Here is a 26,614-nt window from a genome sequence, read left to right on the forward strand (position 1 = left end):
ATCCTTCCAGCTTCGCAGGAACCGCCCGCCCCGCCGGAATCCGCTGTGTGATCCGTCACGAATCCGCCGCCAGGCTAGATCCAGCCCTGTTCCCACGCCCGTTCGGCGGCCTCGTGGCGGGACACCGCACCGAGCTTCGTCATGGCGGAGGAGAGATAGTTGCGCACCGTACCGGGTGCCAGATGCAACAGCTCCGCGATCTGCTGCACGCTGAGTGTCGAGCGGCTGTGTCGGACGACGTCGAGTTCGCGGTCGGTGAGCGGGCATCGTTCGGCGCTGAGGGCGGCTGCGGCGATCTCGGGGTCGACGTAGCGTTTGCCGGCGGTGACATCGCGGATGACGTTCGCAAGCTCTTCGGCGGGCGTCGACTTCGGGACGAACCCCGATACCTTCGACGCGAGTGCGCGCCGCAACACACCGGGGCGTGCGTGACGGGTCACGATCACCACGCGGGTCGACACGGTGCCGAGAATGCGTCCGGCCGCGTCGACACCGTCGAGCCCGGGCATCTCGAGGTCGAGCAGACACACATCGGGACGGTGCTCCTTCGCCGCCTCGACCGCCGCGAGACCGTTGTCGACATCCGCGACGATTTCGATGTCGGGCTCGAGTCCGAGAAGTGCGACGAGTGCGCCGCGAATGAGATGTTCGTCGTCGGCGACGAGCAGTCGCAGAGTCATGTGTTCGCTCCGCTGAGGGTCGTCACCGGTGCCGCAGACGGCACCGCCGCACGCAGCGTGAATCGGGTGTCGCTGACGTCGCAACCGAGCGTGCCGCCGACCGGTGAGAGGCGTTCACGCAGGCCCGCGAGGCCGCTCCCCGGAGTCGCCGCATCCGTCGGGTGAACGCCATCGTTCGTGACGCTCAAGGTCCAGCCGCTCTCGCCGTGGGCCAGCACGATGTCGACGTTCTTCGCGCTGCTGTGCCGCAGGATGTTCGTCGTCGCCTCGCGGACGATCGAAGCCAGCGCCGCGCGGGTTGCGGCATCCGCCGGAAGGTCATCGGTGCGCAGACGGCACTGCGCACCGGATGCGGTGAGCACCTCGCGCGCGTTCTCCAGCTCGTCGTCGAGCGTCACCTGACGGTATCCGGCGACGAGCGCACGGGTCTCTTCGAGGGCTTCCCGCGCGATGACCTGCACCTCATGGATGTTGGCGCGCGCGGCCTCGGGATCGCGGGCAAGCAGTCGCTCGGCGAGCTCGGCCTTCAGAGAGATCACCTGCAGATGGTGCCCCTGGATGTCATGCAGGTCGGAGGCGAATCGCAGCCGCTCTTGGGCTACCGCGAGGTCTCCCGCCATGCGGCGGTGACGGTCGAGTTCGACGACGATCTCCCACCACCACAGCCCCGACAGCAGCATGAACGGCAGTAGTGCGGCGATGACCGCCCAGCTCGACCATCCGGGGAGGACGGAGGAGCCGACGGATACCCCCGCGATCGACGCCGCGACGAAGAGGTGCCCGACGAGCGCGAGCGCTCCCGCGATGATCATGGGCCAGCGCCACCGCTGAGGCATGACACACGCGATCAGGCAGACGGCGATCCAGAGGGGAGCACCCGTCGCCGGCGAGATCGGCACGGCGAACAGGCCGATCACCCATGCCGCCCCCGCCGGCACGACGAGCGCGATGGTCCATCCCGGATGCGGCAACCCGCCCCCACGCCCGACGCGGAGGAACCAGCAGAACCGGATCGCAGTCACCGCGCATACGGCCTGCACCGCGATTGCGGCGATGAGGACCGGGTCCTCTCCGATGAGGTAGGTCTCGAGAAGGAGAAGCGCCGACAGCGCGCAGAAGAACCCGACGAAGAACACGATCGACCCCAGCGTGTAGAGCCACGTCGTGCGCACGCTCCGGGTCTGGTCTGAGGGCATGTCTCCGACAGTAGACCAGTGACATTTGTCATCAGGCGCGTGTGCGCGAGCGCCTGACGAGAGGTGACCGAACGGCACTGCCGGAGCGCGTCGGCGGCGCGAAGGATGGAGTCAGCTTCGCCGCCAATGCGGCATTAACGAGAGGACCTCAACATGCTCGAATCACTCCACGACTTCGTCAGCGGGTTGCCCGTGGTCATCCAGGGGTTGGGGGTCGCGCTGATCTCTGCGATCCCCTTCGTCGAGTCGTACTTCGGATCGGTGGTCGGTGTCGTCGCCGGGCTTCCTCCCGTCGTCGCGATCACCGCGGCCGTCATCGGCAACGTCGCCTCGATGCTCGCCTTCGTGATGTCGGCCCACGGTGTGCGGACCAAGGTCATGGCGGGGCGTGCAAGCGCCGAGGCACCCGAGCCCGAAGAGAGCGGGCGTCGGCAGAAGTTGCGCCGGGCGTTCGACCGCTATGGCGTCGCAGGTGTCAGCTTGCTCGGCCAGACGATTCTGCCCAGCCAGATCACGTCGGCGGCGATGGTGTCGTTCGGCGCGAACCGCAATGCCGTCATTCTCTGGCAGACCATTTCCATCCTGCTGTGGGGTACGGCGTTCGGTGTGCTGGCAGCCCTCGGAGTCTCGTTCCTGGGCTGATACATCGGGCCTCGTATCGAGGCGACCCTCCCCGCCCGCGGTGGGTTCAGCAGTCGCAAATGCACGGCGACTGCTGAAGGGTGGGGCGGGCGGGCGGTGGAGCTCGTGCGGAGCTCTGGACGGATCGCCGGGGCAGGCGCACACTTGGGGCATGAGCGTGACGCGCCCGCGGAGCGAGTACGAGGAGCTCGTGTACATCGCCGATCGACTTGCGCACCGGTTCCCGGCCGTGAGTGAGGACGAGATCATCGGGTTGCTCGCCGACGAGCTCGCTGACTACGATCACGCGCGTTTGCGCGCCTATGTGCCGGTGCTCATCGAAGGAAGGGTCACCCGCAGGCTGCGCGCTCTGCGCTGAGCGTTCAGCGGAGGTTCGTGCGGGCCAGTGGCGCGATCTCGAGCGACTCCGCATCGAGGGCCGAGACCCAGCGCAGCTCCTCGATCTCGGCGGCTGCGGCGGGAGATTGTCCGGTGATGTCGGCGACGAACACGTCGGCCACGACGCGGTGTCCCGGTTCGTTCGCGGCATCCGCTTCGAACCGACCGAGCGGATGCAGGGCGTCCGGCGCGACGATGAGACCCAGCTCTTCGCCCAGCTCGCGACTGAGTGTCTCGGCGGGGCTCTCTCCCGGTTCGGGCTTGCCGCCCGGTTGCATGAACGCCGTCGTGCCACGTTTTCGGACGAGCAGCAGTCGCTCGACGTCGTCGCGGATGACGGCGGCGGAGACGTGGATGCGGCGGGGATCGGTCGTCACCGTCGCACGGTAGCAGGCGGCGCTAGAATCTCGTGTGCCCCGCGATACGCCCCCACCGTCTGACCTGCCGCCGAGCGGCATCGACCCGGCGGACCTCGAGGCCACGCTGCGCGTTCTCGACGGCATGGCGGGACTCGACGAATCCCACCCCGACTTCATCGCGGTGCGCCGTGCGACCGCTCGCATGTTCAAGGCCGTCAAACGCGAGCGCCGTCGCGAGATCCGTGCGGCCGTCGCCGCGGCCGACCGAGCCGTCGTCGCGGCCACGGCGACGGGCGCGCCCGATCGCATCGACGACGAGACGCGCGGCATCCCGATCTCGACGTCGACCACCGCTCCCACCGCGGGCAGGTTCATGAAGGCCCGCGACTGCTACATCTGCAAGCAGCCGTACACACTCGTGGACGCGTTCTACCACCAGCTGTGTCCGACCTGTGCGGCGATGAGCCACGCCAAGCGTGAGGCGCGCACCGACCTCACCGGCAAACGGGCCCTGGTCACGGGCGGTCGCGCCAAGATCGGCATGTACATCGCGCTGCGGCTCTTGCGTGACGGCGCTCACACGACGATCACGACCCGCTTCCCGCGTGATGCCGTGCGGCGCTTCAGCAGCCTGCCCGATGCTGCGGAGTGGATCGATCGACTCAAGGTCGTCGGCATCGATCTGCGAGACCCCGCGCAAGTGCTTGGCCTGGCCGACGACGTTGCCGCAGCCGGAACCCTCGACATCCTCATCAACAACGCGACGCAGACTGTGCGGCGCTCGCCGGGCGCGTATCAACCGCTGGTCGATGCCGAGCTCGCGCCGCTACCCGACGGCCCGCTGCCGGAACTCGTGACCTTCGGGCACACGAACGATCAGCATCCGCAGGCTCTTGAGCGTTCGGTCACCGCGCATCCCATCCTTGCCAGTGCCGCCGAGCGCGCCGACGAGCTGACCGAGCAGGCGATGGCGGCGGGCTCGAGTTCGCTCGAGCGTCTCGCAGCGGGCACCGCCATCGACGCGGGAGGGCTCATTCCCGACCTCGACCACATCAACTCGTGGACGCAGCGGGTCGAAGAGGTCGATCCGCTCGAGATGCTCGAAGTGCAACTGGCCAACACGACGGCGCCGTTCCTGTTGATCTCGAAGCTACGGCCGTCGCTCGCGGCATCCACGGCGAAACGCACCTACATCGTGAATGTCAGTGCGATGGAGGGCGTGTTCAACCGGGGGTACAAGGGCCCCGGGCATCCGCACACCAACATGGCGAAGGCCGCTGTCAACATGCTCACCCGCACGAGCGCGCGGGAGATGTTCGAGTCCGACGGCATTCTCATGACGAGTGTCGACACCGGGTGGATCACCGACGAGCGCCCGCACCCGACCAAAGTTCGGCTTGCGGAGGAGGGGTTCCACGCGCCGTTGGACCTCGTCGACGGGGCCGCGCGGGTGTACGACCCGATCGTCCGTGGCGAGGCCGGCGAAGACCTCTTCGGCGTCTTCTTGAAGGACTACTCGCCGGGAGCGTGGTGAGTCCGGCCCGTCGGCTGCCCGCACCCGGTCGGCGCGTGGTCGTGCGTTATCTGTTGCCGACAGGCCAGGCGACGGATGCCCTGGGCACGCTCATGAGTGCGGATGCCGAAACCGTCGTCGTCGATGGCAAGCGCGGCGTCGAGACCATCGCGGTGTCCGACATCATCGCCGCGAAGGAAGTGCCGCCGCCGCCGAAGCCGCGTTCACGACGCTGACCCCCCTCGCGGTACTTGGTGTTGCCGAGTACCGGTACTCAGTGTTACTGTCTACCGGTACTCAGTGACACAAAGTAGCGGAGGGTGTATGGCCAAGCAGGCAACCGAAATGCTCAAGGGTGTGCTCGAGGGCATCGTCCTGGCAATCCTCGCCCGACGCCCCGCGTACGGCTACGAGATCACCGCCTCGCTACGAGACCGAGGGTTCTCGGACATTTCCGAAGGCACGATCTACGCGCTCCTCGTTCGTATCGAACAACGCGCGTTCGTCGACGTCGAGAAGGTGCCCTCTGAAAAGGGGCCTCCTCGCAAGGTCTACTCGCTCAACGCGCTCGGGCGGACACAACTCGATGAGTTCTGGAGGACGTGGAGCTTCCTCTCGGACCGACTGGAAGAGCTCCGCGAAAGGAACTGACATGGCATCCAAGTGGATCGAGATCTTCACCGGATCCCTCGAGCAGAAGAAACAGTGGCGGGCCTACCGTGCGCGCGTCGCGCAGCTGGATGCGCCCTACCGCGACAGTGCCGAAGCCATCGAACGCTACCTCCTCTACACCGGGCCGGCCGACGGCGACAGCCTCATGCCGATGCTCGAAGACCTCATCGACCTGTTCGAAGGTGCACAGGCGGATGAGATTCCGGTGCGATCTCTCGTCGGCGACGATCCCGTCGAGTTCGTCGAGAGCTTCAAGCAGAACTACGGGCTCGCACGCTGGATCGATAAGGAACAGCAACGGCTGACCGGGGCGATCGACCAAGCGGAGAGGGACCAATCATGACCGCAGCGGCCGTTCGTGTCGCGGGAGTGACGAAATCGTTCAAGGACCTGCGTGTCCTCGACGGAGTCGACTTCGATGTGCAGCGCGGGAGCATCTTCGCCCTGCTGGGCTCGAACGGCGCCGGCAAGACGACGCTCGTGCGCATTCTGACCACGCTTTCGAAGGCGGATGCCGGCACAGCCGTCGTGAACGGCTTCGACGTCTCGGAGCATCCCGCCGAGGTCCGCCAGTCGGTCAGCCTCACGGGTCAGTTCGCCGCGGTAGACGACGTGCTCACGGGACGTGAGAACCTCGCGCTCGTCGCGCGCCTTCGCCATGTGGAGCAGCCCGACCTGATCGCGGAAGATCTGCTCGCGCGTTTCGGTCTGACGGGTGCCGGAGGTCGCCCCGCATCGACCTATTCGGGCGGAATGCGTCGCCGTCTGGATCTGGCGATGAGTCTCGTCGGCGCGCCGACGATCATCTTCCTCGACGAGCCGACCACGGGTCTCGACCCTGAGGCGCGACGGGAGGTGTGGCGGGCGACCCGGGAACTCGCTGCGGGCGGCACGACCGTCCTGCTGACAACGCAGTACCTCGAGGAGGCGGAGAGTCTCGCTGACCGGATCGCGATCCTCCACCGCGGCCGCATCATCGCCGACGGCAACCTCGCACAACTGAAGGCCCTGCTTCCGCCGGCGAAGGTCGAGTACATCGAGAAGCAGCCCACGCTCGAAGAGGTCTTCCTCGCGATTGTCGGCGACGAGGGGAAGGCCGCAGCATGAGCACGCACACGCTGGCCGACACTTCGGTGCTCACCGGGCGGTCTCTTCGCCACGTTCTCCGCAGCCCCGACACGATCATCACCACGGCCGTGATGCCGATCGCGTTCCTGCTCTTGTTCGTCTTCGTCTTCGGGGGCGCGATCGACATCGGGACGTACGAGGGGTCGTACATCGACTACCTGCTGCCGGGCATCCTCCTGATCACGATCGCATCCGGGGTGTCGTACACGGGGTATCGCCTCTTCCAAGACATGCAGGGAGGGCTGTTCGAGCGGTTCCAGTCCATGCCGATCGCGCGGTCGAGCCTCCTCTGGGCGCACGTGCTCACCTCGGTCGTCGCGAACGTCGTGTCGCTCGTCGTCGTGATCGGAGTCGCGCTGCTGCTCGGATTCCGGTCCGGGGCGGGGGTGGGAGAGTGGCTGGCCGTGGCCGGCATCCTGCTGCTGTTCACGCTGGCGCTCACCTGGCTCGCCGTGATCCCGGGACTCACGGCGAAGACGATGGACGGTGCTGTCGCCTTCTCCTACCCGCTCATCTTCCTCCCGTTCCTGAGTTCGGCGTTCGTCCCGACCGAATCGATGCCCGCTCCCGTGGCCTGGTTCGCCGAGAACCAGCCCGTGACGCCGATCGTCGACTCGATCCGCGCGTTGCTCGGCGGCGATCCGGTCGGGGACCAGTTGTGGATCGCGTTGGCGTGGTGCGTCGGCATGCTCGTCGTCGCGTACGTCGCGGCGGCGGTCGTCTATCGACGACGCATCCGTTGACGTGGCCGCTCACGCGCTCGCCGCGAAGAAGTGCCGCCGCCGCAGCCGCGACTGCGCGCGCTCTCGTGAGGAGATCTGCGGTTGAGAGGAGGACTTCGGGGGAGATTCTCCTCGGGAAGGCAGATCTCCTCGCGACGACGGGACGCGGGATGTCCGCAGGCTGTCACACGCGCGCCGCATCCCACCAGCTGAGAACTCGCGCGCCGATGAGGGTGAGCCAGCGCGACGGCTCACCCTCATCGACGTCGATGTCGAACCACGTGCGCCCCGCGAGGCGACCGCCCTGCAGCCACGTGCCGTCGGGCTGACGCGCAGCGCGCACGGTCTCGACCGCATCGGCGAGGCGCGGGTCGGGCGGTGTGCCCTCGAACAGTGACACGTCGCGAAAATGGTCGAGCGCCGCCAAGGTGCTGAAACGCCAGCGGTTCGGGTACATGAACTGGGTGACGAACGGCCCGACCTTCTCTCCCGTCGTGGCGCGGAACATCAGCCGACGGACGAGCAGATACTCCTCACCGCCGTGGCGTGCCTCGCGCATCGACGTGTCGCCGGTGATCTGCTCGTAGGCGAGCATGCCGCGCACCGCGTTGAGCGTCGAGTGGAACGACGAACGCACCGAATCGCCCTCCTCGGCCTCGCAGTTCCAGCCGCCGTCGGCCAACCGATGAGCGGGAAACCACTCGACCAGCCGTGACACGTCGGCGCCGAGCCACGCACCGGTTGCGACCGTGAACGAGTTGATGCACACGTCGACCTCGCCGCCCCAATAGGGGAGGTCGTCGTAATCCCACCTGCTGTTCGTCGCGATCTTCTCGGCGGTTCCCTCGAGTGCGGATGCCTCGACGCCCCACTCGCGTAGGTCTTTCAGCGACCAGGTCGTCGCGACCCACGGCTGGCCCGGTGCGTCCTGCTCGGCGCTGCCGAAGAACCCGGCGGGAAAGTACGACCCGCCCGCCCACTGCCCGTCGTCGTCCTGCATCGCGAGCAACCGTGCGCCGAAGCCCTCTGTCGCCACCCGTGCGCGTGTGGCCTGCCATTGCCGTTCGGGGGCCGCGAGCAGGTCACGCTCCACCTGCCAGCGGAGGGCCGGGTCGGAGTCCAGCAACCACGCGAGCACGCGCCTCTCGGTCGTCATGACGCGAAGGTAGCGCGTGGAGTCGTTGGGCAGAAGCCTTCTCGTCATCTGCGCCTCCTACGATGGCGCTATGGGCAAAATTGAAAGCTGGCCGGGATCGCCGTACCCCCTCGGGGCGACGTACGACGGGAACGGGACCAACTTCGCCCTGTTCAGCGAGCAGGCAGAACGCGTGGAGCTGTGCCTGTTCGACGCCGACGGCATCGAGTCGCGAGTCGACCTGGTGGAGTTCGACGCGTTCGTGTGGCACGCGTATCTGCCGAACGTGCAACCCGGGCAACGGTACGGCTACCGGGTGCACGGCCCGTACGACCCTGTGAACGGCCTGCGCTTCAACCCGAACAAGCTCCTGCTCGACCCCTACGCCAAAGCCGTCGACGGCCACATCACGTGGGGGCAAGAGGTCTTCAGCTACGACTTCGGCTACCCCGACTCGCGCAACGACGACGACTCGGCGGCGCAGATGATGAAGGGCGTCGTGATCAATCCCTTCTACGACTGGTCGGGTGACAGGCAGCCCAAAACGCCGTATGCCGAGACCCTCATCTACGAAGCACACGTCAAGGGGCTGACGGCGCTCAACGGCCTGATCCCCGAAGAGCAGCGTGGCACGTACAGCGGTATCGCGCATCCTGCCGTCATCGAACATCTGAAGAAACTCGGCGTGACGGCGCTGGAACTCATGCCGGTGCACCAATTCGTCAACGATTCGACGCTGCAAGAGAAGGGTCTGTCGAACTACTGGGGCTACAACACGATCTCGTTCTTCGCGCCGCAGAACACCTACGCCGCTTCGGGCGCCCAAGGCCAACAGGTGCAGGAGTTCAAGGGCATGGTGAAGGCCCTGCACGACGAAGGCATCGAGGTCATCCTCGACGTCGTCTACAACCACACCGCCGAAGGCAACCACCTGGGTCCGACGTTGTCCATGCGCGGCATCGACAACTCGGCGTACTACCGGCTCGAAGCGGACGATCAGCGCTACTACACCGACTACACGGGCACCGGAAACAGCCTCAACGCCGGCAACCCGCACGCCCTGCAGCTCATCATGGATTCGCTTCGGTACTGGGTGCTCGAAATGCACGTCGACGGATTCCGCTTCGACCTCGCCTCGGCCCTCGCGCGTGAGTTCTATGACGTCGACCGACTGTCGACCTTCTTCGAACTCGTGCAGCAGGACCCGGTGGTGTCGCAGGTGAAGCTCATCGCCGAGCCGTGGGATGTCGGACCCGGTGGCTATCAGGTCGGAAACTTCCCTCCCCAGTGGACGGAGTGGAACGGAAAGTACCGCGACACGGTCCGCGATTTCTGGCGGGGCGAGCCGCAGGCGCTGGGTGAATTCGCCTCACGATTGACCGGGTCGAGCGACCTCTACGCCCATTCGGGCCGGTGGCCGGTGGCATCGATCAACTTCGTCACCGCTCACGACGGGTTCACGCTGCGCGACCTCGTTTCGTACGACGAAAAGCACAACGCCGCCAACGGCGAGGACAACAACGACGGCGAGTCACACAACCGTTCGAGCAATCACGGTGTCGAAGGACCGACCGACGATCCCGCCGTGCTCACCCTCCGCGCGCAGCAGCAGCGCAACTTCATCGCCACACTCTTGCTCTCGCAGGGCGTGCCGATGCTCTCGCACGGTGATGAGCTGGGACGAACGCAGAGCGGCAACAACAACGGGTACGCGCAAGACAACGAGACGACGTGGGTTCACTGGGATGCGGTGGACCAGCCGCTCATCGAGTTCACCGCTGCCGTCGCCCGCCTCCGAAGGGATCATCCGACCTTCCGCCGCCGGCGGTTCTTCGACGGGCGGCCCGTGCGGCGTGCAGAGGGTGAGCCGATACCCGACATCGTGTGGCTGCGCCCCGACGGGACGGTGATGCAACCGGAAGACTGGGATTCGGGCTTCGGACTGGCGATCGGGGTCTTTCTCAACGGCGACGGTATCCGCGAGCGTGATCGCCGCGGTCAGGCGCTGAGCGACCAACACTTCATCATTCTGTTCAATGCGGGAACCGAGCCCGTCGACTTCACCATTCCGACTGCGGAATACAGTCCGCGATGGGACGTCGTGATCGACACGGCCGGAGCACGCGCCGACGGACCACCCCTCGACCCCGGCGGCTCGGTCGTGCTCGAGGCGAAGTCGTTGATGCTCCTGCGCGAGCACGACGTTCCCGAACCGGAGATCGATCACTCGGTCGCGGCATCCCTCGTCGCACTCGCGGACTCCGAAATGCCCGTCCACAGCCCGCGGGCAGGACTGGGGCGGTGACGACGTGCGTCACGTCCCACAATCGACGTACCGGCTGCAGATCCGGCCCTCGTTCACCCTCGATGACGCCGTCGCGATCGTGCCCTACCTGCGTGACCTCGGCGTCTCGTGGGTGTACCTCTCGCCCCTGCTGGTCTCGACGACCGGATCCGACCACGGCTACGACGTCGTAGACCCGACGCGGGTCGACCCGGCGCGGGGTGGCACTGACGCGCTCGTACGCTTCTCACGCACGGCACATGCAGCCGGGCTCGGCATCCTCGTCGACATCGTCCCGAACCACATGGGGATCTCGGCCCCGCGTGAGAACGCGTGGTGGTGGGACGTCCTTCGCCTCGGGCAGCGATCGGCGTACGCCCGCTTCTTCGACATCGATTGGGTCTTCGGCGACGGAAAGGTGCGGGTGCCGGTTCTCGGTGCCCCGCTCGCGGAGATCCTCGACCGCGACGAATTGTCGATCGACCTCACCCCCGCCGCCGATGCCCCCGACGGCGTCATCCGTTACTTCGACCACGCATTCCCCCTCGCTCCGGGCACAGGGGGAGCTGACGTGGAAACCACGCTCGACGCGCAGCACTTCGAGCTGCGGTTCTGGCAAGACGAAGCCGCGGACCTCAACTACCGCCGGTTCTTCGGTGTGACCACGCTTGCCGGCGTGCGCATCGAGGATTCGGCGGTCTTCGACGAGACACACCGGGAGATCGTCCGGTGGGTGCGCGAGGGCCTGGTCGACGGGCTGCGCGTCGACCACCCCGACGGGCTCGTCGACCCAGGTGCGTATTTCGATCGGCTCGCCGACGCCACCGACGGTGCCTACGTACTGATCGAGAAGATCCTCGAACACGGCGAAGAGCTGCCCAGCTGGTGGTGCACCGACGGCACGACGGGGTACGACGCGCTCGCCGAGATCGATCGGGTGCTCACCGATCCCGCCGGTGAGAGCGCGCTCGATGACATCGACACGCGCCTTCGGTCGGGATCGGGGCTCGAACCGGCGAGAGCGTGGCCCGACCTCATCCACGACACCAAGCGGATGATCGCCGACACCATCCAGGTGTCCGAGATCCGTCGGCTCGTGCGTGAGATGCCCGAAACCGTTCCGGATGTCGAAGACGCTCTCGCCGAACTTCTGACGTGCTTCCCCGTCTATCGCTCGTACCTGCCCGCGGGGGCCGAACACCTGCACACGGCAGCCCGCGACGCGACCCGGCGGCGGCCCGACCTCGCTCCGGCGATCGCCGCGCTCGTTCCCGTGCTGAGCGACCCCGCGAACGTCGTCGCGCGTCGCTTTCAGCAGACCACAGGGCCGGTGATGGCCAAGGGAGTCGAAGACACGGCCTTCTACCGCTTCACACGCCTGGGCTCCCTCACCGAGGTCGGCGGCGACCCCTCCGTCTTCGCGCAGACCGTGGCGGGCTTCCACGCGACCCAGGCGGAGCGGCTCGCTGCGTGGCCTCACGCGATGACGACGTTGTCGACCCACGACACGAAGCGCGGCGAAGACGTGCGCGCCCGCCTCGCCGTCCTCGCCGAAGTAGCCCCGCGGTGGGACGCGGTCCTCGGCGCCCTCCGCGGGATCGCCTCGACGGGACACGGACCGTTCGACGCCCTGTTGTGGCAGGCGATCATCGGCTCGTGGCCCGCCTCGCCCGAGCGCCTGCACGCCTACGCCGAGAAGGCCGCGCGCGAAGCCGCCGAGTCCACCGGGTGGTGGAACCCGGATGCCGATTTCGAACGCGCCATGGCGCGCGTCGTCGACGCGGCCTTCGGCGCGGCGCGACCTCTCGTCGATTCGTTCGTAGACGAGATCGCCGCAGCCGGATGGTCCAACGGGCTCTCGGCGAAAGTGCTCCAGCTTGCCGGGCCGGGGGTGCCCGATGTGTATCAAGGGTCGGAGCTGTGGGAACAGTCTCTCGTCGATCCCGACAACCGGCGTCCCGTCGACTTCACTCACCGTGCAGACCTGCTCGCGTCGATCGATGCCGGTGCCGTGCCTGCAGTCGACGCCGATGGAACCGCGAAGCTGCTCGTCACGGCGCGCGCGCTCCGGCTTCGGCGCGAACGGCCCGAGCTCTTCGAGCGATACCGACCGCTCACAGCCGTGGGCGCGGCATCCGGTCACATGATCGCCGCAGACCGAGGCGGCGCGTCATTCGTGACCACACGCCTCCCCGTCGGGCTCGACCGCGCCGGGGGATGGCGCGACACCGTGTTGCTGCGGCCCAAGACGCCGGTGGTCGACGTGATCAGTGGTCGTACGTTCGCCGGTGGACCGCTTTCTCTCGCCGATCTGCTGCGCGACTACCCCGTCGCCCTTCTCGTGGAGGAATCATGATCGAGGTGTGGGCGCCCCGCGCCGACCGCGTGCGTCTGCGGATCATCGACGGCGGTGCAGACCACGAGCTCGTCCCGGGCGATGCCGGCTGGTGGCGTGCCGACCTCGATCTGGCGGAGGGCGAGCGCTACGGATTCATCCTCGGCGACGGCGATGCGCTCCGACCCGACCCGCGGTCGCGCCGCCAACCCGACGGCGTGCACGCTGCATCCGCCGCGTTCGACCCCGCGGCCTTCACATGGACCGACGCGGCTTGGACGGGACGGCAGCTCGCCGGCGGACTCATCTACGAGCTTCACGTCGGCACCTTCACCCCCGAGGGAACCCTCGACGCCGCGATCGAGAAGTTCCCCTACCTGGTCGATCTCGGCGTCACGCACATCGAACTGCTGCCCGTCAACGGGGTCAACGGCGTCTGGAACTGGGGCTACGACGGTGTGCTCTGGTACGCCGTCCACGAGGCGTATGGCGGACCCCGTGCCTACCAGCGCTTCGTCGACGCCGCCCACCGTGCCGGCCTCGCCGTCGTGCAAGACGTCGTCTACAACCACCTCGGACCGAGCGGCAACTACCTCCCGGAGTTCGGCCCCTACCTGCGCGACGGCAGGCGCAACACCTGGGGCGACTCCGTGGATCTCGATCAGCTCGCCGTGCGGGACTACATCGTCGACAACGCGTTGATGTGGTTGCGCGACTATCACGTCGACGGTCTGAGACTGGATGCGGTGCACGCCCTGCATGACGAGCAATCGACGCACATCCTCGAAGAGCTCTCTGTCCGCGTCGACGCTCTCTCAGCACACCTTCGACGTCCGTTGACGCTGATCGCCGAATCCGACATGAACGATCCGCGCCTGATCCTGCCGCGCGAAGCCGGGGGATACGGACTCACTGCACAGTGGTCGGACGACTGGCACCATGCGGTGCACGTCGCTCTGACGGGTGAGACCTCGGGGTACTACGCCGACTTCGCCGCCGAGGGCGCCATCGAGAAGGTGTCGACGGGCGGCTTCTTCCACGATGGGACGTACTCGTCATTCCGGGAGCGTGATCACGGGTATCCGATCCCCGATGAGGTGCCCGCGTGGCGTCTGGTCACCTTCGCGCAGGATCACGACCAGATCGGCAACCGTGCGGTGGGTGACCGGCTGAGTCAGACGCTGCCCTTCGGCCGCCTGGCCGTCGCCGCCGTGCTCACTCTCACCTCGCCCGGCACTCCGATGCTGTTCATGGGCGAAGAGTGGGGCGCCTCCACGCCCTGGCAGTTCTTCACGTCTCATCCCGAGCAGGAGCTGGGGGAGGCGACGGCCCAGGGCAGGATCGCCGAGTTCGCACGCATGGGCTGGGACCCTGAGGTGGTGCCCGACCCGCAGGACCCCGAGACGTTCCGGCGGTCGAAGCTCGACTGGTCCGAGACGGATGCCGAACCTCACGCGCGACTGCTCGCGTTGTATCGCCGGCTCGGTGAGCTTCGCCGTGATGTGCCCGAGCTGACCGATCCTGCCTTCGCGGACGCGGTCATCACGCAGGGGAGTGCGCCGGGAGAGCGGACCTTCGCGATGCGGCGTGGCTCGGTCAGCGTGCTGGCCAATCTCTCGACCGAGTCCGCTGCGTTCCCTGCAGAGCCCGACATCGAGATGCTGCTGTCGACAGACGCTGCGGTGGCGGTCGTCGGCGGTGAGGTGGTCCTCCCGCCCGACTCGGCGGTCATCTTCTGCGCGGTCGCTCACCGCTGATCGGGTGAGACAACCGGACGAATCCGAGCGTGTGACTTGAAGTCGCCCGCGGGTGTGCCAATAGGATCAAACCAGGACCTGTCTCAGAGGGTCCGGTGTCGCGTGTCCCCAGCACGTAGAACAGGTCGTCCCCCAGCGACCGACGTCGGACTGACGGTCCTTTATCGGCCCCCTCGAGCGATCAGCGCCAACTGATCTGCTCGAGGGGGCCTCCTGGCAGCATCCCAGCGCTGCCCAAGAATGTTGCGAACATCCCGCAGAGGTACAGGTAATCCCCAACGTCGCAACGCGATCGCTTTCCCCAGGAATCGCGATCGGCCCCAGTTGCGGAGTCGACGTTACCCCTCACGATTCATGTCCACCAAATGGGGGACACGTCGATTCGTGACAGTTTGGCCGAGGTGTATGTCGCAAACGCGCGCATAGGTCACATCCGCCTCATCTGTCGACTGCCGTTTCTGCGCGCCGGAGCACGCTGCACGGCGACGAGTTCGCTTTCCGTTTCCCCGGCCGCGGTACTCTAAGCGCCCCGCGCCCCCGTGCGCGGCCCTGGAGGGAGAAGTCATGGCGAAGCAGACCAAGGCAGAGAAGAAGGCAACCGCAGCCGTCGGTGCTGCTGCCGACGCGGCGAAGGACGCCAAGCGGTTGAGCAAGACGGTGGCGAAGAAGGACGCAAAGAAGCTCCGAGCGCTCGTCGACGATGCGAAGGATGCCGCGGACGTCTCCAAGAAGCGCATCACCCGCAAGCCGAAGAAGGTCACCAAAGAGGCGACCGCGGCAGTGGAGGCGATCGAGCAGGCTGTCGCGAAGATCGAGGCGCGTCTCACGGCGCCCGCAGAGAAGGATGCGGCCAAGAAGGACGCATCCAAGCGGGACGCTGCGAAGAAGGCCGGCTCCGCCAAGGACGACGCGAAGAAGGACGGTTCCAAGAAGGACGGGACGAAGAAGGACGGTTCCGCCAAGGACGGGACGAAGAAGGACGGGACGAAGAAGGACGGGACGATGAAGGACGACGCGAAGAAGGACGGTTCCAAGAAAGACGACGCGAAGCAGGGCGGTTCCAAGAAGAACGGCGCGCCGCAGGGCAACGGCAAGAAGTCGGACACGAAGAAGAGCTCGGCCGACACGGGCTCGGCGAAGGGTGACGCGAAGAAGCCTGCCGCCGAGAAACCCGCGGCGATGAGCGTCCCCGTCGACAAGACGGCTCCGGCGGCGGCGTCCACCGAGACGACCGCGAGTGAGCCGATCGTGCCCGCCGGCAAGAAGCCCGCCGCCAAGAAGCCGGTACCGGCGCGGCGGACGACGGCGGCGCGGAACGCGGCATCCGAAGGCCTGTCGACACTCACTGTCGTGCAGCTGCGCGCCCGAGCCAAGGCCGAGGGACACACGGGCTACTCGCGGCTGAACAAGGCTCAGCTCATCGCTCTCCTCACGGCCTGACCCGGTGCGCGACGTCTTCGACCGGTCCGCGGAAGCCCCCGCGCCGCGGACGCTCATCGACGTGCTCCGTGAGAGCGCCGCACGTCACCCGGACTCGTCCGCGATCGAGGATGCCGCGGGTGCACTCAGCTATGCCGAGTTGCTCGCCCGCGTGTGGCGAACCGCCGAGCACCTGCACATCGCCGGCGTCACGCGCGGCGACCGCGTGGGCGTGCGGATGCCGTCGGGGGGCCGCGAACTCTACATCGCCATCCTCGGCATCATGGCGGCCGGGGCGGCGTACGTGCCGGTCGATGCTGACGACCCGCAGGAGCGCGCCGACCTCGTGTTCGGCGAAGCCGGTGTCCGAGGCGTCGTCGTGGCCGGAGGGGTCTACCACCCCGCCGAGGGCGACACCCCGTGCCCCCTGTTCGCGGGGGAGGCGCCGCATCCGCGAACGAGCGCGAACCCGATCGTCAGCCCCCCGACCGTCGACGACGACGCGTGGATCATCTTCACCTCGGGCTCGACGGGCGTGCCGAAAGGTGTCGCGGTGTCGCAGAGGTCAGCCGCGGCGTTCGTCGATGCGGAGGCGAGGCTGTTCCTTCAGAGTGCACCCCTCGGGCCCGGTGATCGGGTGCTCGCGGGGCTCTCGGTCGCCTTCGATGCCTCCTGCGAAGAGATGTGGCTCGCGTGGCGTCACGGTGCCTGCCTCGTGCCGGCACCACGGGCACTGGTGCGTTCGGGTGAAGATCTCGGGCCGTGGTTGATAGGACACGGCATCACTGTCGTCTCGACCGTCCCGACACTTGCCGCGCTGTGGCCTCAGGACACCATCGAGAACATTCGCCTTCTGATCTTCGGCGGTGAGGCCCTTCCGCCCGAACTCGCGGCGCGACTCGTCGGGCCGGAGCGCGAAGTCTGGAACACGTATGGTCCGACCGAGGCGACCGTGGTCGCCTGCGCCGCGCGCATGGACGGCGCGGGGCCGGTGCGCATCGGGCTGCCGCTCGACGGATGGAACCTCGCCGTCGTCGATGCCGACGGCGCGCCCGTTGCCGAAGGCGCAACAGGGGAGCTGATCATCGGCGGCGTCGGTCTCGCTCGCTACCTCGATCCTGCCAAGGATCGCGAGAAGTATGCTCCGATGCCCTCCCTCGGGTGGGATCGCGCCTACCGCTCCGGCGACCTCGTGCGTGCCGACGCCGAGGGGCTGGTGTTCCAGGGTCGCGCAGACGACCAGGTCAAGATCGGCGGGCGCCGCATCGAACTCGGCGAAGTCGAGTCCGCGCTCCAGGGCCTCAGCGACGTTTCCGCCGCGACGGTCGTGGTCCAAAAGAGCGAAGGCGGCGTTTCGCTCCTCGTCGGCTACGTCGTGCCCACCGAGGGGTTCGATAGGGCCGCCGCTCGACGAGAGCTCGCCGGAGTGCTGCCCGCGCCGCTGATTCCGTTGTTGGCCACGGTCGATGACCTCCCGGTGCGCACATCGGGCAAGGTCGACAAAGCGGCCCTCCCCTGGCCGCTCGACACCGCAGACGCGTCAGACTCATCGCTCTCGGGCACTTCCGCATGGCTGGCCGACCAATGGGCGGCCGTTCTCGGAACGCGGCCCGACGACGAGGACGCCGACTTCTTCGAGCTGGGCGGCGGATCTCTCGCGGCGGCCCAACTGGTCTCCCGCATCCGCTCCCGCGCGCCCGAGTTCACGATGGCCGACGTCTACGACCTTCCGCGACTGAAACAGATGGCGGATGCGGTCGAGTCGGATGCCGTCGACGACGGCCCGAACACCGACTACACACGTGCGACCCCCACGCCGCGCGTGATGCAGTGGGTCCAGACGCTCGCGGGGTTCCCGCTGTTCATCCTCAGCGGCATCCGCTGGATCGTGTGGCTCCTCGTCGCAAGTGCCATCCTGCAGCTCTTCCCCGGATTCGACTTCCTTCCCGAGGCCCCCGTGTGGGTCGTGTTGGCAGGCCTCGTCGTGTTCGCGACGCCGTTCGGCCGCATGGCGCTCACCGCGGTCGTCGCCCGCACGCTCTTGGCGGGGCTGCGTCCGGGAGACTACCCCCGCGGCGGCGGAGTCCACCTGCGACTGTGGCTGGCCGAACAGGTCTCGCACCAGATCGACCCGGTCGGACTCGCCGGCGCCCCATGGATCGTCTATTACGCGCGGGCACTCGGCGCGAAGATCGGCAAGGGCGTCGATCTGCACACGCTGCCACCGGTGACCGGGATGCTCGAGATCGGGGCCGGCGCCGCGATCGAACCAGAAGTCGACCTGACCGGCTATTGGATCGACGGTGCGACGGTCCGCATCGGCGGGATCCGCATCGGTGCCGGCGCTACCGTCGGCGCGCGCAGCACGCTGGCGCCGGGCACCAAGATCGGGCGTGAAGCCGAGATCGCCCCGGGGTCTGCCGTCTTCGGGCGGGTCCGCGCCCGACAGCGGTGGGCCGGGTCGCCGGCCGTGCGCGTCGGCGGCATGTCCACACCGTTGGCCGACAGCGCGCCCCCACGCCGCCGGCGGTGGATGTGGGCCTACGCCGGGTCCAGCATCGCACTCGGGTTGCTCCCCATCGTCGCCTTCGCCGTCGGGGGAGTGGTCCTTGCGCAAGGGATGCGGGGGGCCACCTCGGTCGTCGACGCGATCCCGGGCGCGCTGGCGATGCTCGTTCCCGCGACCCTCGTCGTCGGTCTGGTCTTCGCGGCATCCGTCTTGCTCTTCGTCAGACTGCTCTCGATCGGACTCACCGAAGGCGTGCACCCCGTTCGCGGTCGGGTCGCCTGGCAGGCATGGACCACCGAACGGCTGCTCGACTCGGCCCGTACCATGCTCTTTCCGCTGTACTCCAGCCTGTTCACTCCGGTGTGGCTACGGATGCTCGGAGCCAAAGTGGGACGTCAGGTCGAGGCATCCACCGTGCTCCTCCTGCCGTCCATGACGACGATCGACGACGGCGCCTTCCTGGCGGATGACACCATGGTCGGAACCTACGAACTGAGTGGCGGATGGATGCGGCTTGCCCGTGCGCGCATCGGCAAGCGCGCCTTCCTGGGCAACTCGGGCATGGCCGCGGCCGGTCACCGAGTACCCAAGAACGGTCTTGTCGCCGTCCTGTCGGTCGCGCCCCCGAAAGCGAAGGCAGGATCTTCGTGGTTGGGGTCGCCTGCTGTGCGGCTTCGCCGTGTCGTCAACGATTCCGATCAGGAACGCACCTACCGTCCCCGCCCGAGCCTGCGCGCCGCTCGGGCACTGTGGGAGCTGTGCCGGATCCTTCCGGTCATCGTCACCTGTGCGCTCGGTGTCGCCGTGATGCTGACGCTCGCCTGGCTCGTCGCTGCGTGGTCGCTCCTCGGCGCGATCATTGTGTCCGGTGGAGTTCTGCTCGTGGCGGGCGCGATCGCCGCCGCCGTGACGACGGGCGCGAAGTGGGCGTTCGTCGGCACGATCCGACCGGGTGAACACCCGCTGTGGTCGAGCTTCGTGTGGCGTACCGAAGTCGCGGATACCTTCACCGAGATGGTCGCCGCCCCGTGGTTCGCCAACGCCGCAGCCGGCACGCCTGCGCTCGCCGTCTGGCTGCGCAGTCTCGGGGCGACCATCGGCCGCGGTGTCTGGACCGACAGCTACTGGCTCCCCGAGCCCGACCTCGTCACGCTCGGCGACGGTGCGACGGTCAACCGTGGTTGTGTCGTTCAGACCCATCTGTTCCATGATCGAGTGATGAGCATCGACACCGTGACCCTCGACCCGGGCTCAACCCTCGGGCCGCACAGCGTGGTCCTGCCCGCCGCGACGATCGGGTCCGACGCGACGGTGGGTCCGGCATCCCTCGTCATGCGCGGCGAGCGCGTGCCCGACGGCAGCCGGTGGAGTGGAAACCCGATCGGGCCGTGGCGTGCGGTGAAGGTCCGCGCCTATCAGGAGAGCGACGTATGACCGTCGACCCCTACACGCCGCAGTCCGGAGATGCGCGCATCGCGGTCGACCACTACGACCTGACGCTCGACTACAAGGTCAGGACCAACCGCCTTGCGGCGACCGCCGAGATCCGCGGGCGTGTCACCGAAGGCACGCGCACGTTCGCCTTCGATCTCGTGGGTGTCCGAGCGACGAAGGTGAAGATCGCGGGCGACTCTCGCGCGTCGTTCACTCAGAGCGACCGCAAACTCAAGATCACGCTCGGCCGGACACTGGCTGCCGGCGAGTCGTTCACCGTCACCGTCACCTATGCCGGGGCGCCACGCCCCCGCCGGACGCGCTGGGGCACGATCGGGTGGGAAGAACTCGAAGACGGCCTGCTCGTCGCCTCTCAGCCCACCGGCGCGCCGACGTGGTTCCCCTGCAACGACGTGCCGTCCGACAAGGCGACCTATCGGATCGAGATCGCGACCGACCCGCTCTACACCGTCGTCGCCGGCGACCTGGCCTCGCGCGCGACACGGCGCGGCCGACGCGTGTGGGTCTTCGAGCGGGACGTGCCCACGGCGACGTACCTCGTCACCCTTCAGATCGGGCGGTACACGCAGGAGACGATGCGTCTGGGAAACGTGCGCGCCGAACTGTTCTACCCGAAGCCGCTCGCGGCGCGCGTGCACGCCGATTTCGCCCCCCTCGCTCAGATGATGTCGATCTACGAGCAGCTGTTCGGTGCGTACCCGTTCGACGAGTACAGCGTCGTGGTCACCGAAGACGACCTCGAAATTCCCCTCGAAGCCCAGGGGATGGCGATCTTCGGTGCGAACCACATCGACGGCCGAGGCGGGCTCGAGCGGCTCGTCGCCCACGAACTCGCGCACCAATGGTTCGGCAACAGCGTGGGCGTCGCACGGTGGCGGGACATCTGGCTCAACGAGGGCTTCGCTTGCTACGCCGAATGGATCTGGTCCGAAGCCTCCGGCGGTCCGTCGGCGCACGCCAAGGCGCTCGGCCATCACGCCCGCCTCGCCGCGTCGCCACAGGACCTCCTCACCGGCGATCCCGGACCCGACCTGATGTTCGACGATCGCATCTACAAGCGCGGCGCCCTCACGCTGCACGCGCTGCGTCTCACCATCGGCGACGGCGCGTTCTTCGCCCTCCTGCGTGCATGGACTGATCGCCACCGCGGCGGCACCGCCGTCACCGGCGACTTCATCGCCCTCGCCGAAGAAGTGTCGGGGGTGCCGCTGGAGCCGTTGTTCCGGGCCTGGCTCGACGAGCACGCCCTGCCGAACCTCCCGCCCTCTGCACTCAACGACGTCGCGGCGCCCGTGACCGCAGCCCTGCCGACGGGGCTGCGGCAGCGACGCTGACGACGTACCCGTCCGGTCCCACCACCGTCGCGAGGTCGAACGCCTCGGTGCCGATATGCACGACCGGGCCGCTCACATCGATCGACCGCGGGTCGGTCCGCACGCCGCGACCGCTCGCCTTCAGCACCGCTTCTATGCGGGTCCATTCCCGGATGCCGGGGGCCGGGCGGGGCGCGAAGAACGCCGTGAGGTCACCGGTTGCGCGGGCCGCGGACTCGACGTCGACCCCCAGAGCCGCGGCGTCACCCCGCGGTGCCACCGCGGCCACCACGATCTCGTCGGCATACGACAAGCTCGCGACGACCCGTCCACCCGGCACCTCCGGCATCCCATGATCACCGGCGCCGCAGGAAGGACAGCGGCGCGTGGGTGGGGGCGCGTCGATCCCGAGCTGGGCGGTCAGCGCGCGAAGGAGCGCGTCGCCGGAGGCGCGACGACCTGTGGATGCGGTATCCGCCCACCCGATCAGCACAGCGCCGTGACGGAGCACACCCTTCACGATGCAGATGGCGGGTGTCGGGCGTCGAACTCGCGGCGCATGTACTTCGGGGCCTGGGTGTACCAGGCCTCGGTCACGAGCTCTTCGAGGTGATCGGGTTCCACGCGCGCCAGCCGGAAGGTGGCCTTCGGGCCACCCCACCACGTCGTCGGGCCGAAGAACACCTCGGGCCAGGTCTCGATGAGCGCGAGCGCGTCGATCTCATCGGCGACCTTGACGCCGGCGCAGGGCTCAGCGGCGATGATCGCCCGAGCCGCGTCGGGGATGCTCGGCCACGGGTGCGACTGCCACGCGAAGAGCTTTCTGCGCACGAACCACGCCAGGCCGCCCGTCATCATCCGCTCTTCAACGCCGGGAAGCGCCGACGCGATCCGCGCGACGTCCGCGATGGTCGGCATCCGTCCCCCTCCCGCTCGACGTCAGGGTAGCGCGGGAGGGTGTCGCTCAGCGCGTCAGGATGAGGGCGTCGCCCTGACCGCCACCACCGCATAGCGCGACGGCCGCCGTGCCGCTGCCGCGGCGGACGAGCTCGTGCACGGCGTGCACCACCAGCCGGTTGCCCGATGCGCCGATCGGGTGGCCGAGCGCGATGCCGCCGCCGTGCGGGTTGACGATCTCGTCCGACAGACCCAACTCGGCCTGCGAGCGGGCTACGACGGCGCCGAAGGCCTCGTTGATCTCGACCAGGTCCAGGTCGCCGGCGGTGATGCCCTGCTTGTCCAAGGCCTTCTCGATGGCACGGGCCGGCTGCGCGTGCAGCGAGTTGTCGGGGCCTGCGACCTGACCGGACGCGCCGACGACCGCCAACACATCCCAGCCGTTCTCGTCCGCGTGCGAACGCGTCGTCAAGACGACCGCCGACGCGCCGTCGGAGATCTGCGACGCGTTGCCCGCCGTGATCGACCCGTCCTTCGCGAACGCCGGCCGCAGCCCGGCGAGGGTTTCCTCCGTCGTGCCGGGGCGCACGCCTTCGTCCTTCGTCACGACGACCGGGTCGCCCTTGCGCTGGGGGATCTCCACGGGCACGATCTCTGCTTCGAAGAGACCCTGTTCGTGCGCCGCGGCCGCACGCTGGTGCGAACGGGCGGCCACCGCATCCTGCACCTCGCGCGTGATCTCGAAACGCTCGTTGTGGCGCTCGGTCGACGCGCCCATGCTCTCTCGGTCGAACGCATCGGTAAGCCCGTCATGGGCCATGTGGTCGAGCACTTCGACCGAGCCGTACGCCCAGCCGTCGCGGGAACCCATGAGCAGGTGCGGCGCCTGGGTCATCGACTCCATGCCTGCGGCGACCACCACGGTCGCATCGCCGACGCGCAACATGCGGGCACCGTCGATCACCGCGGTCAGACCGGACAAGCACACCTTGTTGACGCTCCCGGCGTGGACGTCCCAACCGATCCCCGCACCGATGGCCGCCTGCCGCGCCGGGTTCTGCCCCGACCCTGCCGGCAGCACCTGGCCGACGATCACGGCGTCGACCGCCGATGCCGGGATGCCGCCCTTGTCGAGCGCCCCGCGGATCGCGCGCGACCCGAGCTCAGGCGCGCTCAGCGATGCCAGTTGACCTTTGAGTCGCCCCTGCGGAGTACGCGCGGCGGCGACGATGACGACGTCGTCGGAGTTCATGATTCGATTCTCCCTCGTGTGGGTGGGTCAGGCGTCGATCGCGATGGTCAGTTCGGGTTCGGTGGCGGCGACGACATCGTCGACGGAGACACCGGGAGCCGTTTCGACCAGCACGAGGCCGGCATCCGTCACATCGATCACCGCGAGATCGGTGATGATGCGATCGACGACGCCCTTGCCGGTCAGAGGAAGCGAGCAGTCGTGCACGATCTTCGCCGAGCCGTCGCGGGCGACGTGCTCCATCAGCACGATGACCTTTGCCGCCCCGTGGACCAGATCCATCGCGCCACCGGGGCCCTTGACCATCTTGCCGGGGATCATCCAGTTGGCGAGGTCACCCGATGCCGAAACCTGCATGGCGCCGAGGATGGCGGCGTCGATCTTGCCGCCGCGGATCATGCCGAAGCTCGTCGCCGAATCGAAGAACGCCGCCCCGGGCAACGTCGTGACGGTCTCCTTGCCGGCGTTGATCAGGTCGGGATCGACGCGGTCCTCAGTGGGGTAGGGGCCGACGCCCAGAATCCCGTTCTCCGACTGCAGGACCACGGTGACACCCTCGGGGACATAGTTCGGCACGAGCGTCGGCAATCCGATGCCGAGGTTGACGTACGAACCATCGGTGAGTTCGAGCGCGGCGCGCGCGGCCATCTCTTGGCGTGTGAGAGCCATGTCAGTTCCCTTCGCGAACGGTGCGGCGCTCGATGCGCTTCTCGATGTCGGAACCCACCTCGACGATGCGGTGGACGTAGATGCCCGGGAGGTGGATGCTGTCGGGATCGAGCTCACCTGGCTCGACCAGTTCTTCGACCTGGGCGATGCAGATGCGCCCGGCCATCGCGGCGAGGGGGTTGAAATTGCGTGCAGCCTTGTTGAAGATCAGGTTGCCCTGACGGTCGCCCTTCGCTGCGTGCACGAGCGCGTAGTCCGTGACGATCGCTTCTTCGAGAACATAGTCTCGGGGCTCTCCGGAGACGTCGAAGCTGCGGACGTCCTTGACCGGCGAGGCGACGGCGATGCCGCCCTCGCCGTCGTAGCGGCGGGGGAGACCGCCCTCGGCGACCTGCGTGCCGACGCCGGTCTGCGTGTAGAACGCCGCGATGCCCGACCCTCCGGCACGGAGCTTCTCGGCGAGGGTGCCCTGCGGCGTCAGCTCCAGCTCGAGCTCGCCCGAGAGGAACTGACGCTCGAACTCCTTGTTCTCGCCGACGTACGACGAGGTCATCTTGCGGATCCGCTTGGCGTTCAGGAGGACCCCGAGCCCCCAGTCATCGACGCCACAATTGTTGCTGACGATGCTGAGATCGCCGGTGCCTTGGGTGAGCAGGGCCTCGATGAGGGCGATGGGATTGCCCGAGAGGCCGAACCCGCCCACGGCGAGCGAGGCTCCGTCGGGAATGTCGGCGACCGCCTCGGTGGCTGATCCCCAGGTCTTGTCGATCACAGCGGCTCCTTTGCGTCGTCTGCCGATCTCCACGGATTCGGGCGGCCCGGGTTGAGCTAAGCCCGGAATTCCCGCCGGCCACCCGCAACGCGTACCCGATTTCGTGGAGTTACGCACTCATCCTGTGGTGCACGCGCGCCCGCGACCCAGGCCGTGGTTGTCATGTGGACAGAGCGCGCCGTAGTGTCCATATCGTGGACGAACGCCGCACCATTCCCGGGGCTCAGTCCGTCGCGCGCGCCGCGCACCTTCTGCGTCTGGTGACGCAGGGCCCCGCCGAGGGGCTCGCCGTCGTCGATCTCGCTCGCCGCGCCGACCTCACCCGCCCGACCACGCACCGACTGCTCGTCGCGCTGCGTCACGAAGGCCTCGTCGACCAGGACGAGCAGACCGGGCGGTGGACGGCAGGACCCGAGCTGTATCTCATGGGGCAGGCAGCGGCATCGCGATACGACATCACCGGCATCGCGCGCGACATCGTGCGTTCGCTCGCCGTCCGCACCGAAGAGAGCGCCTTCCTCTCGGTGCGCCGCGGTGACGAGACCGTATGCCTGCTGCGCGAGGAGGGAAGCTTCCCCATTCGGTCATTCGTGCTGTCCGAGGGCGTGCGCTTTCCGCTCGGGGTGGCTTCGGCGGGTCTCGCGATTCTGGCCTTCCTCCCGTCCCACGATGTGGACGCGTACTTCGAGCGCCACCCTTCTCTCGGCCAAGAGTGGGGGACGGCCCACAGTGAACCGCGTCTGCGCGCGAGACTGCGCGAGACCGCGGAGCGGGGCTTCGCGGTGAATCCCGGTCTCATCGTCGAGGGCAGCTACGGCCTCGGGGCGTCGGTGTTCACTCGCGAAGGTCATCCGCAGTGGGCGCTGAGCCTCACCGGCGTGCAGTTCAGATTCGGCCCCGACCGTCTGGCCGAGCTCGGTCGCACCCTGCTCGCCCACGCCCACCAGCTGTCCTCGCGCGTCGCGGCTTCCGGCCGCGGGTAGTCTGACGCAATGTCGATCGTCGTCATGGGTGTCTCGGGCGCCGGCAAGTCGACGATCGCCGCCGCCCTCGCGGCCGAGATCGGCGGACGATTCCTCGACGCCGATGATCTGCACCCGCCCGAGAACATCGCGAAGATGTCTGCGGGTGAGCCGCTCACCGACTCCGATCGGATGCCGTGGCTCGCAGCGGTCGGCAGGGCGATCGAGGACGCCGGACAAGCCGGCGTCGTGCCTGTGATGGCGTGCTCCGCCCTGCGGCGTTCGTATCGTGATGCCATCCGCAAAGAGGCTCCCGGTACCTTCTTCGTTGCGCTCGACGGTTCCCACGAACTGTTGGCCCGGCGGCTCGGCGAACGCTCCGGACATTTCATGCCGCCCTCACTTCTGGAATCGCAGATGACGACGCTCGAGCCCCTGGAACCCGACGAACATGGCGTGGTGGTCGATATCGACGCAGCACCCGCCGTCATCGTTTCGCGCGCCGCCGATGCCTGGCGCGCGGCGCAGCAGCCCTGGCGTGCGGCTTGCCAGCCCACCTCGGGGC

General features: G+C 67.9%; 24 protein-coding genes and 1 pseudogene. 16 read left to right on the forward strand and 9 right to left on the reverse strand.

All coding sequences use genetic code 11. The features are described 5' to 3' along the window. Positions 1-74: 74 nt before the first annotated feature. Both ACFQZV_RS04015 and ACFQZV_RS04020 read right to left on the reverse strand, forming a co-directional pair. Positions 75-680: a response regulator transcription factor gene (locus tag ACFQZV_RS04015; protein ID WP_378750620.1), complete on the reverse strand. Its 606-nt coding sequence runs from the start codon at positions 678-680 to the stop codon at positions 75-77. Then, positions 677-1,876 carry a sensor histidine kinase gene (locus ACFQZV_RS04020; protein ID WP_378750618.1) on the reverse strand — a complete coding sequence of 400 codons (1,200 nt, stop codon included), beginning with the start codon at positions 1,874-1,876 and terminating at the stop codon, positions 677-679. Before ACFQZV_RS04020 ends, ACFQZV_RS04015 begins: the two co-directional genes overlap by 4 nt. Before the next feature lie 153 nt (positions 1,877-2,029). Here ACFQZV_RS04020 and ACFQZV_RS04025 point away from each other — a divergent pair, with 153 nt between their 5' ends. Beyond that, a complete protein-coding gene (locus tag ACFQZV_RS04025) occupies positions 2,030-2,518 on the forward strand; it encodes a hypothetical protein (protein WP_378750616.1) in 489 nt (162 codons plus the stop codon). A 151-nt stretch (positions 2,519-2,669) separates the two neighbouring features. Continuing rightward, positions 2,670-2,876, forward strand: coding sequence for a three-helix bundle dimerization domain-containing protein (locus tag ACFQZV_RS04030; protein ID WP_378750614.1), 207 nt, complete (start codon positions 2,670-2,672; stop codon positions 2,874-2,876). A gap of 4 nt (positions 2,877-2,880) precedes the next feature. Here the strand turns inward: ACFQZV_RS04030 and ACFQZV_RS04035 are convergent, their stop codons facing one another. Then, positions 2,881-3,273, reverse strand: coding sequence for an NUDIX hydrolase (locus ACFQZV_RS04035; RefSeq protein ID WP_378750612.1), 393 nt, complete (start codon positions 3,271-3,273; stop codon positions 2,881-2,883). A 34-nt stretch (positions 3,274-3,307) separates the two neighbouring features. Here ACFQZV_RS04035 and ACFQZV_RS04040 point away from each other — a divergent pair, with 34 nt between their 5' ends. The 6 genes from ACFQZV_RS04040 (at position 3,308) to ACFQZV_RS04065 (ending at position 7,311) form a co-directional block, all read left to right on the forward strand. Then, positions 3,308-4,789: an SDR family NAD(P)-dependent oxidoreductase gene (locus tag ACFQZV_RS04040; RefSeq protein ID WP_378750610.1), complete on the forward strand. Its 1,482-nt coding sequence runs from the start codon at positions 3,308-3,310 to the stop codon at positions 4,787-4,789. Then, positions 4,786-5,004, forward strand: a complete 219-nt coding sequence (locus tag ACFQZV_RS04045) for a putative acetyltransferase (protein WP_449288945.1) — start codon at positions 4,786-4,788, stop codon at positions 5,002-5,004. The genes ACFQZV_RS04040 and ACFQZV_RS04045 overlap by 4 nt, the downstream gene beginning before the upstream one ends. 88 nt (positions 5,005-5,092) lie before the next feature. Next, a complete protein-coding gene (locus ACFQZV_RS04050; protein ID WP_378750606.1) occupies positions 5,093-5,419 on the forward strand; it encodes a PadR family transcriptional regulator in 327 nt (108 codons plus the stop codon). Position 5,420: 1 nt separating this feature from the next. Next, positions 5,421-5,783: a DUF1048 domain-containing protein gene (locus ACFQZV_RS04055; RefSeq protein ID WP_378750604.1), complete on the forward strand. Its 363-nt coding sequence runs from the start codon at positions 5,421-5,423 to the stop codon at positions 5,781-5,783. Then, on the forward strand, positions 5,780-6,547 hold the full coding sequence (locus ACFQZV_RS04060; RefSeq protein ID WP_378750602.1) for an ABC transporter ATP-binding protein: 768 nt from the start codon (positions 5,780-5,782) through the stop codon (positions 6,545-6,547). Before ACFQZV_RS04055 ends, ACFQZV_RS04060 begins: the two co-directional genes overlap by 4 nt. Further along, positions 6,544-7,311, forward strand: coding sequence for an ABC transporter permease (locus ACFQZV_RS04065; RefSeq protein ID WP_378750600.1), 768 nt, complete (start codon positions 6,544-6,546; stop codon positions 7,309-7,311). The genes ACFQZV_RS04060 and ACFQZV_RS04065 overlap by 4 nt, the downstream gene beginning before the upstream one ends. A 163-nt stretch (positions 7,312-7,474) precedes the next feature. On the opposite strand, the gene ACFQZV_RS04070 is transcribed toward ACFQZV_RS04065, so the two are convergent. Then, positions 7,475-8,446: a squalene cyclase gene (locus ACFQZV_RS04070; RefSeq protein ID WP_378750885.1), complete on the reverse strand. Its 972-nt coding sequence runs from the start codon at positions 8,444-8,446 to the stop codon at positions 7,475-7,477. A 79-nt stretch (positions 8,447-8,525) separates the two neighbouring features. On the opposite strand from ACFQZV_RS04070, the gene glgX reads away from it, so the two are divergent. The 6 genes from glgX to ACFQZV_RS04100 all read left to right on the forward strand — a co-directional run bounded on the left by glgX (position 8,526) and on the right by ACFQZV_RS04100 (position 21,518). Then, positions 8,526-10,730, forward strand: coding sequence for a glycogen debranching protein GlgX (gene glgX / locus ACFQZV_RS04075; protein WP_378750883.1), 2,205 nt, complete (start codon positions 8,526-8,528; stop codon positions 10,728-10,730). Between the two features lie 4 nt (positions 10,731-10,734). Beyond that, positions 10,735-13,065 carry a malto-oligosyltrehalose synthase gene (gene treY, locus ACFQZV_RS04080; protein WP_378750598.1) on the forward strand — a complete coding sequence of 777 codons (2,331 nt, stop codon included), beginning with the start codon at positions 10,735-10,737 and terminating at the stop codon, positions 13,063-13,065. Continuing rightward, positions 13,062-14,801: a malto-oligosyltrehalose trehalohydrolase gene (gene treZ / locus ACFQZV_RS04085; RefSeq protein WP_378750596.1), complete on the forward strand. Its 1,740-nt coding sequence runs from the start codon at positions 13,062-13,064 to the stop codon at positions 14,799-14,801. Before treY ends, treZ begins: the two co-directional genes overlap by 4 nt. Positions 14,802-15,365: 564 nt before the next feature. Continuing rightward, positions 15,366-16,241 (forward strand): hypothetical protein, encoded by an 876-nt coding sequence (locus tag ACFQZV_RS04090; RefSeq protein ID WP_378750594.1) that lies wholly within the window; start codon positions 15,366-15,368, stop codon positions 16,239-16,241. Between the two features lie 4 nt (positions 16,242-16,245). Further along, positions 16,246-20,163, forward strand: a complete 3,918-nt coding sequence (locus ACFQZV_RS04095; RefSeq protein WP_378750592.1) for a Pls/PosA family non-ribosomal peptide synthetase — start codon at positions 16,246-16,248, stop codon at positions 20,161-20,163. Continuing rightward, positions 20,160-21,518 (forward strand): M1 family metallopeptidase, encoded by a 1,359-nt coding sequence (locus tag ACFQZV_RS04100; RefSeq protein ID WP_378750590.1) that lies wholly within the window; start codon positions 20,160-20,162, stop codon positions 21,516-21,518. Before ACFQZV_RS04095 ends, ACFQZV_RS04100 begins: the two co-directional genes overlap by 4 nt. On the opposite strand, the gene ACFQZV_RS04105 is transcribed toward ACFQZV_RS04100, so the two are convergent. Genes ACFQZV_RS04105 through ACFQZV_RS04125 form a run of 5 tightly spaced genes read right to left on the reverse strand, consistent with a single transcriptional unit; the run spans position 21,457 to position 25,087 of the window. Continuing rightward, a complete protein-coding gene (locus ACFQZV_RS04105) occupies positions 21,457-22,017 on the reverse strand; it encodes a 4'-phosphopantetheinyl transferase family protein (protein ID WP_378750588.1) in 561 nt (186 codons plus the stop codon). The genes ACFQZV_RS04100 and ACFQZV_RS04105 overlap by 62 nt on opposite strands. Continuing rightward, positions 22,014-22,415, reverse strand: coding sequence for an MmcQ/YjbR family DNA-binding protein (locus ACFQZV_RS04110; RefSeq protein ID WP_378750586.1), 402 nt, complete (start codon positions 22,413-22,415; stop codon positions 22,014-22,016). The genes ACFQZV_RS04105 and ACFQZV_RS04110 overlap by 4 nt, the downstream gene beginning before the upstream one ends. Positions 22,416-22,461: 46 nt before the next feature. After that, a complete protein-coding gene (locus tag ACFQZV_RS04115) occupies positions 22,462-23,646 on the reverse strand; it encodes an acetyl-CoA C-acetyltransferase (protein WP_378750584.1) in 1,185 nt (394 codons plus the stop codon). Between the two features lie 27 nt (positions 23,647-23,673). After that, a complete protein-coding gene (locus ACFQZV_RS04120) occupies positions 23,674-24,315 on the reverse strand; it encodes a CoA transferase subunit B (protein ID WP_378750582.1) in 642 nt (213 codons plus the stop codon). Between the two features lies 1 nt (position 24,316). Next, on the reverse strand, positions 24,317-25,087 hold the full coding sequence (locus ACFQZV_RS04125) for a CoA transferase subunit A (protein ID WP_378750580.1): 771 nt from the start codon (positions 25,085-25,087) through the stop codon (positions 24,317-24,319). A 194-nt stretch (positions 25,088-25,281) separates the two neighbouring features. On the opposite strand from ACFQZV_RS04125, the gene ACFQZV_RS04130 reads away from it, so the two are divergent. Together ACFQZV_RS04130 and ACFQZV_RS04135 are read left to right on the forward strand one after the other, a co-directional pair. Beyond that, positions 25,282-26,070: an IclR family transcriptional regulator gene (locus ACFQZV_RS04130; protein ID WP_378750578.1), complete on the forward strand. Its 789-nt coding sequence runs from the start codon at positions 25,282-25,284 to the stop codon at positions 26,068-26,070. A 24-nt stretch (positions 26,071-26,094) separates the two neighbouring features. Continuing rightward, positions 26,095-26,550 (forward strand): annotated as a pseudogene (locus ACFQZV_RS04135) (gluconokinase); the annotation flags it as partial. Positions 26,551-26,614: the final 64 nt, after the last annotated feature.

The sequence above is a fragment of the Microbacterium koreense genome (assembly GCF_042677105.1).
Taxonomy (GTDB): Bacteria; Actinomycetota; Actinomycetes; order Actinomycetales; family Microbacteriaceae; genus Microbacterium; species Microbacterium koreense.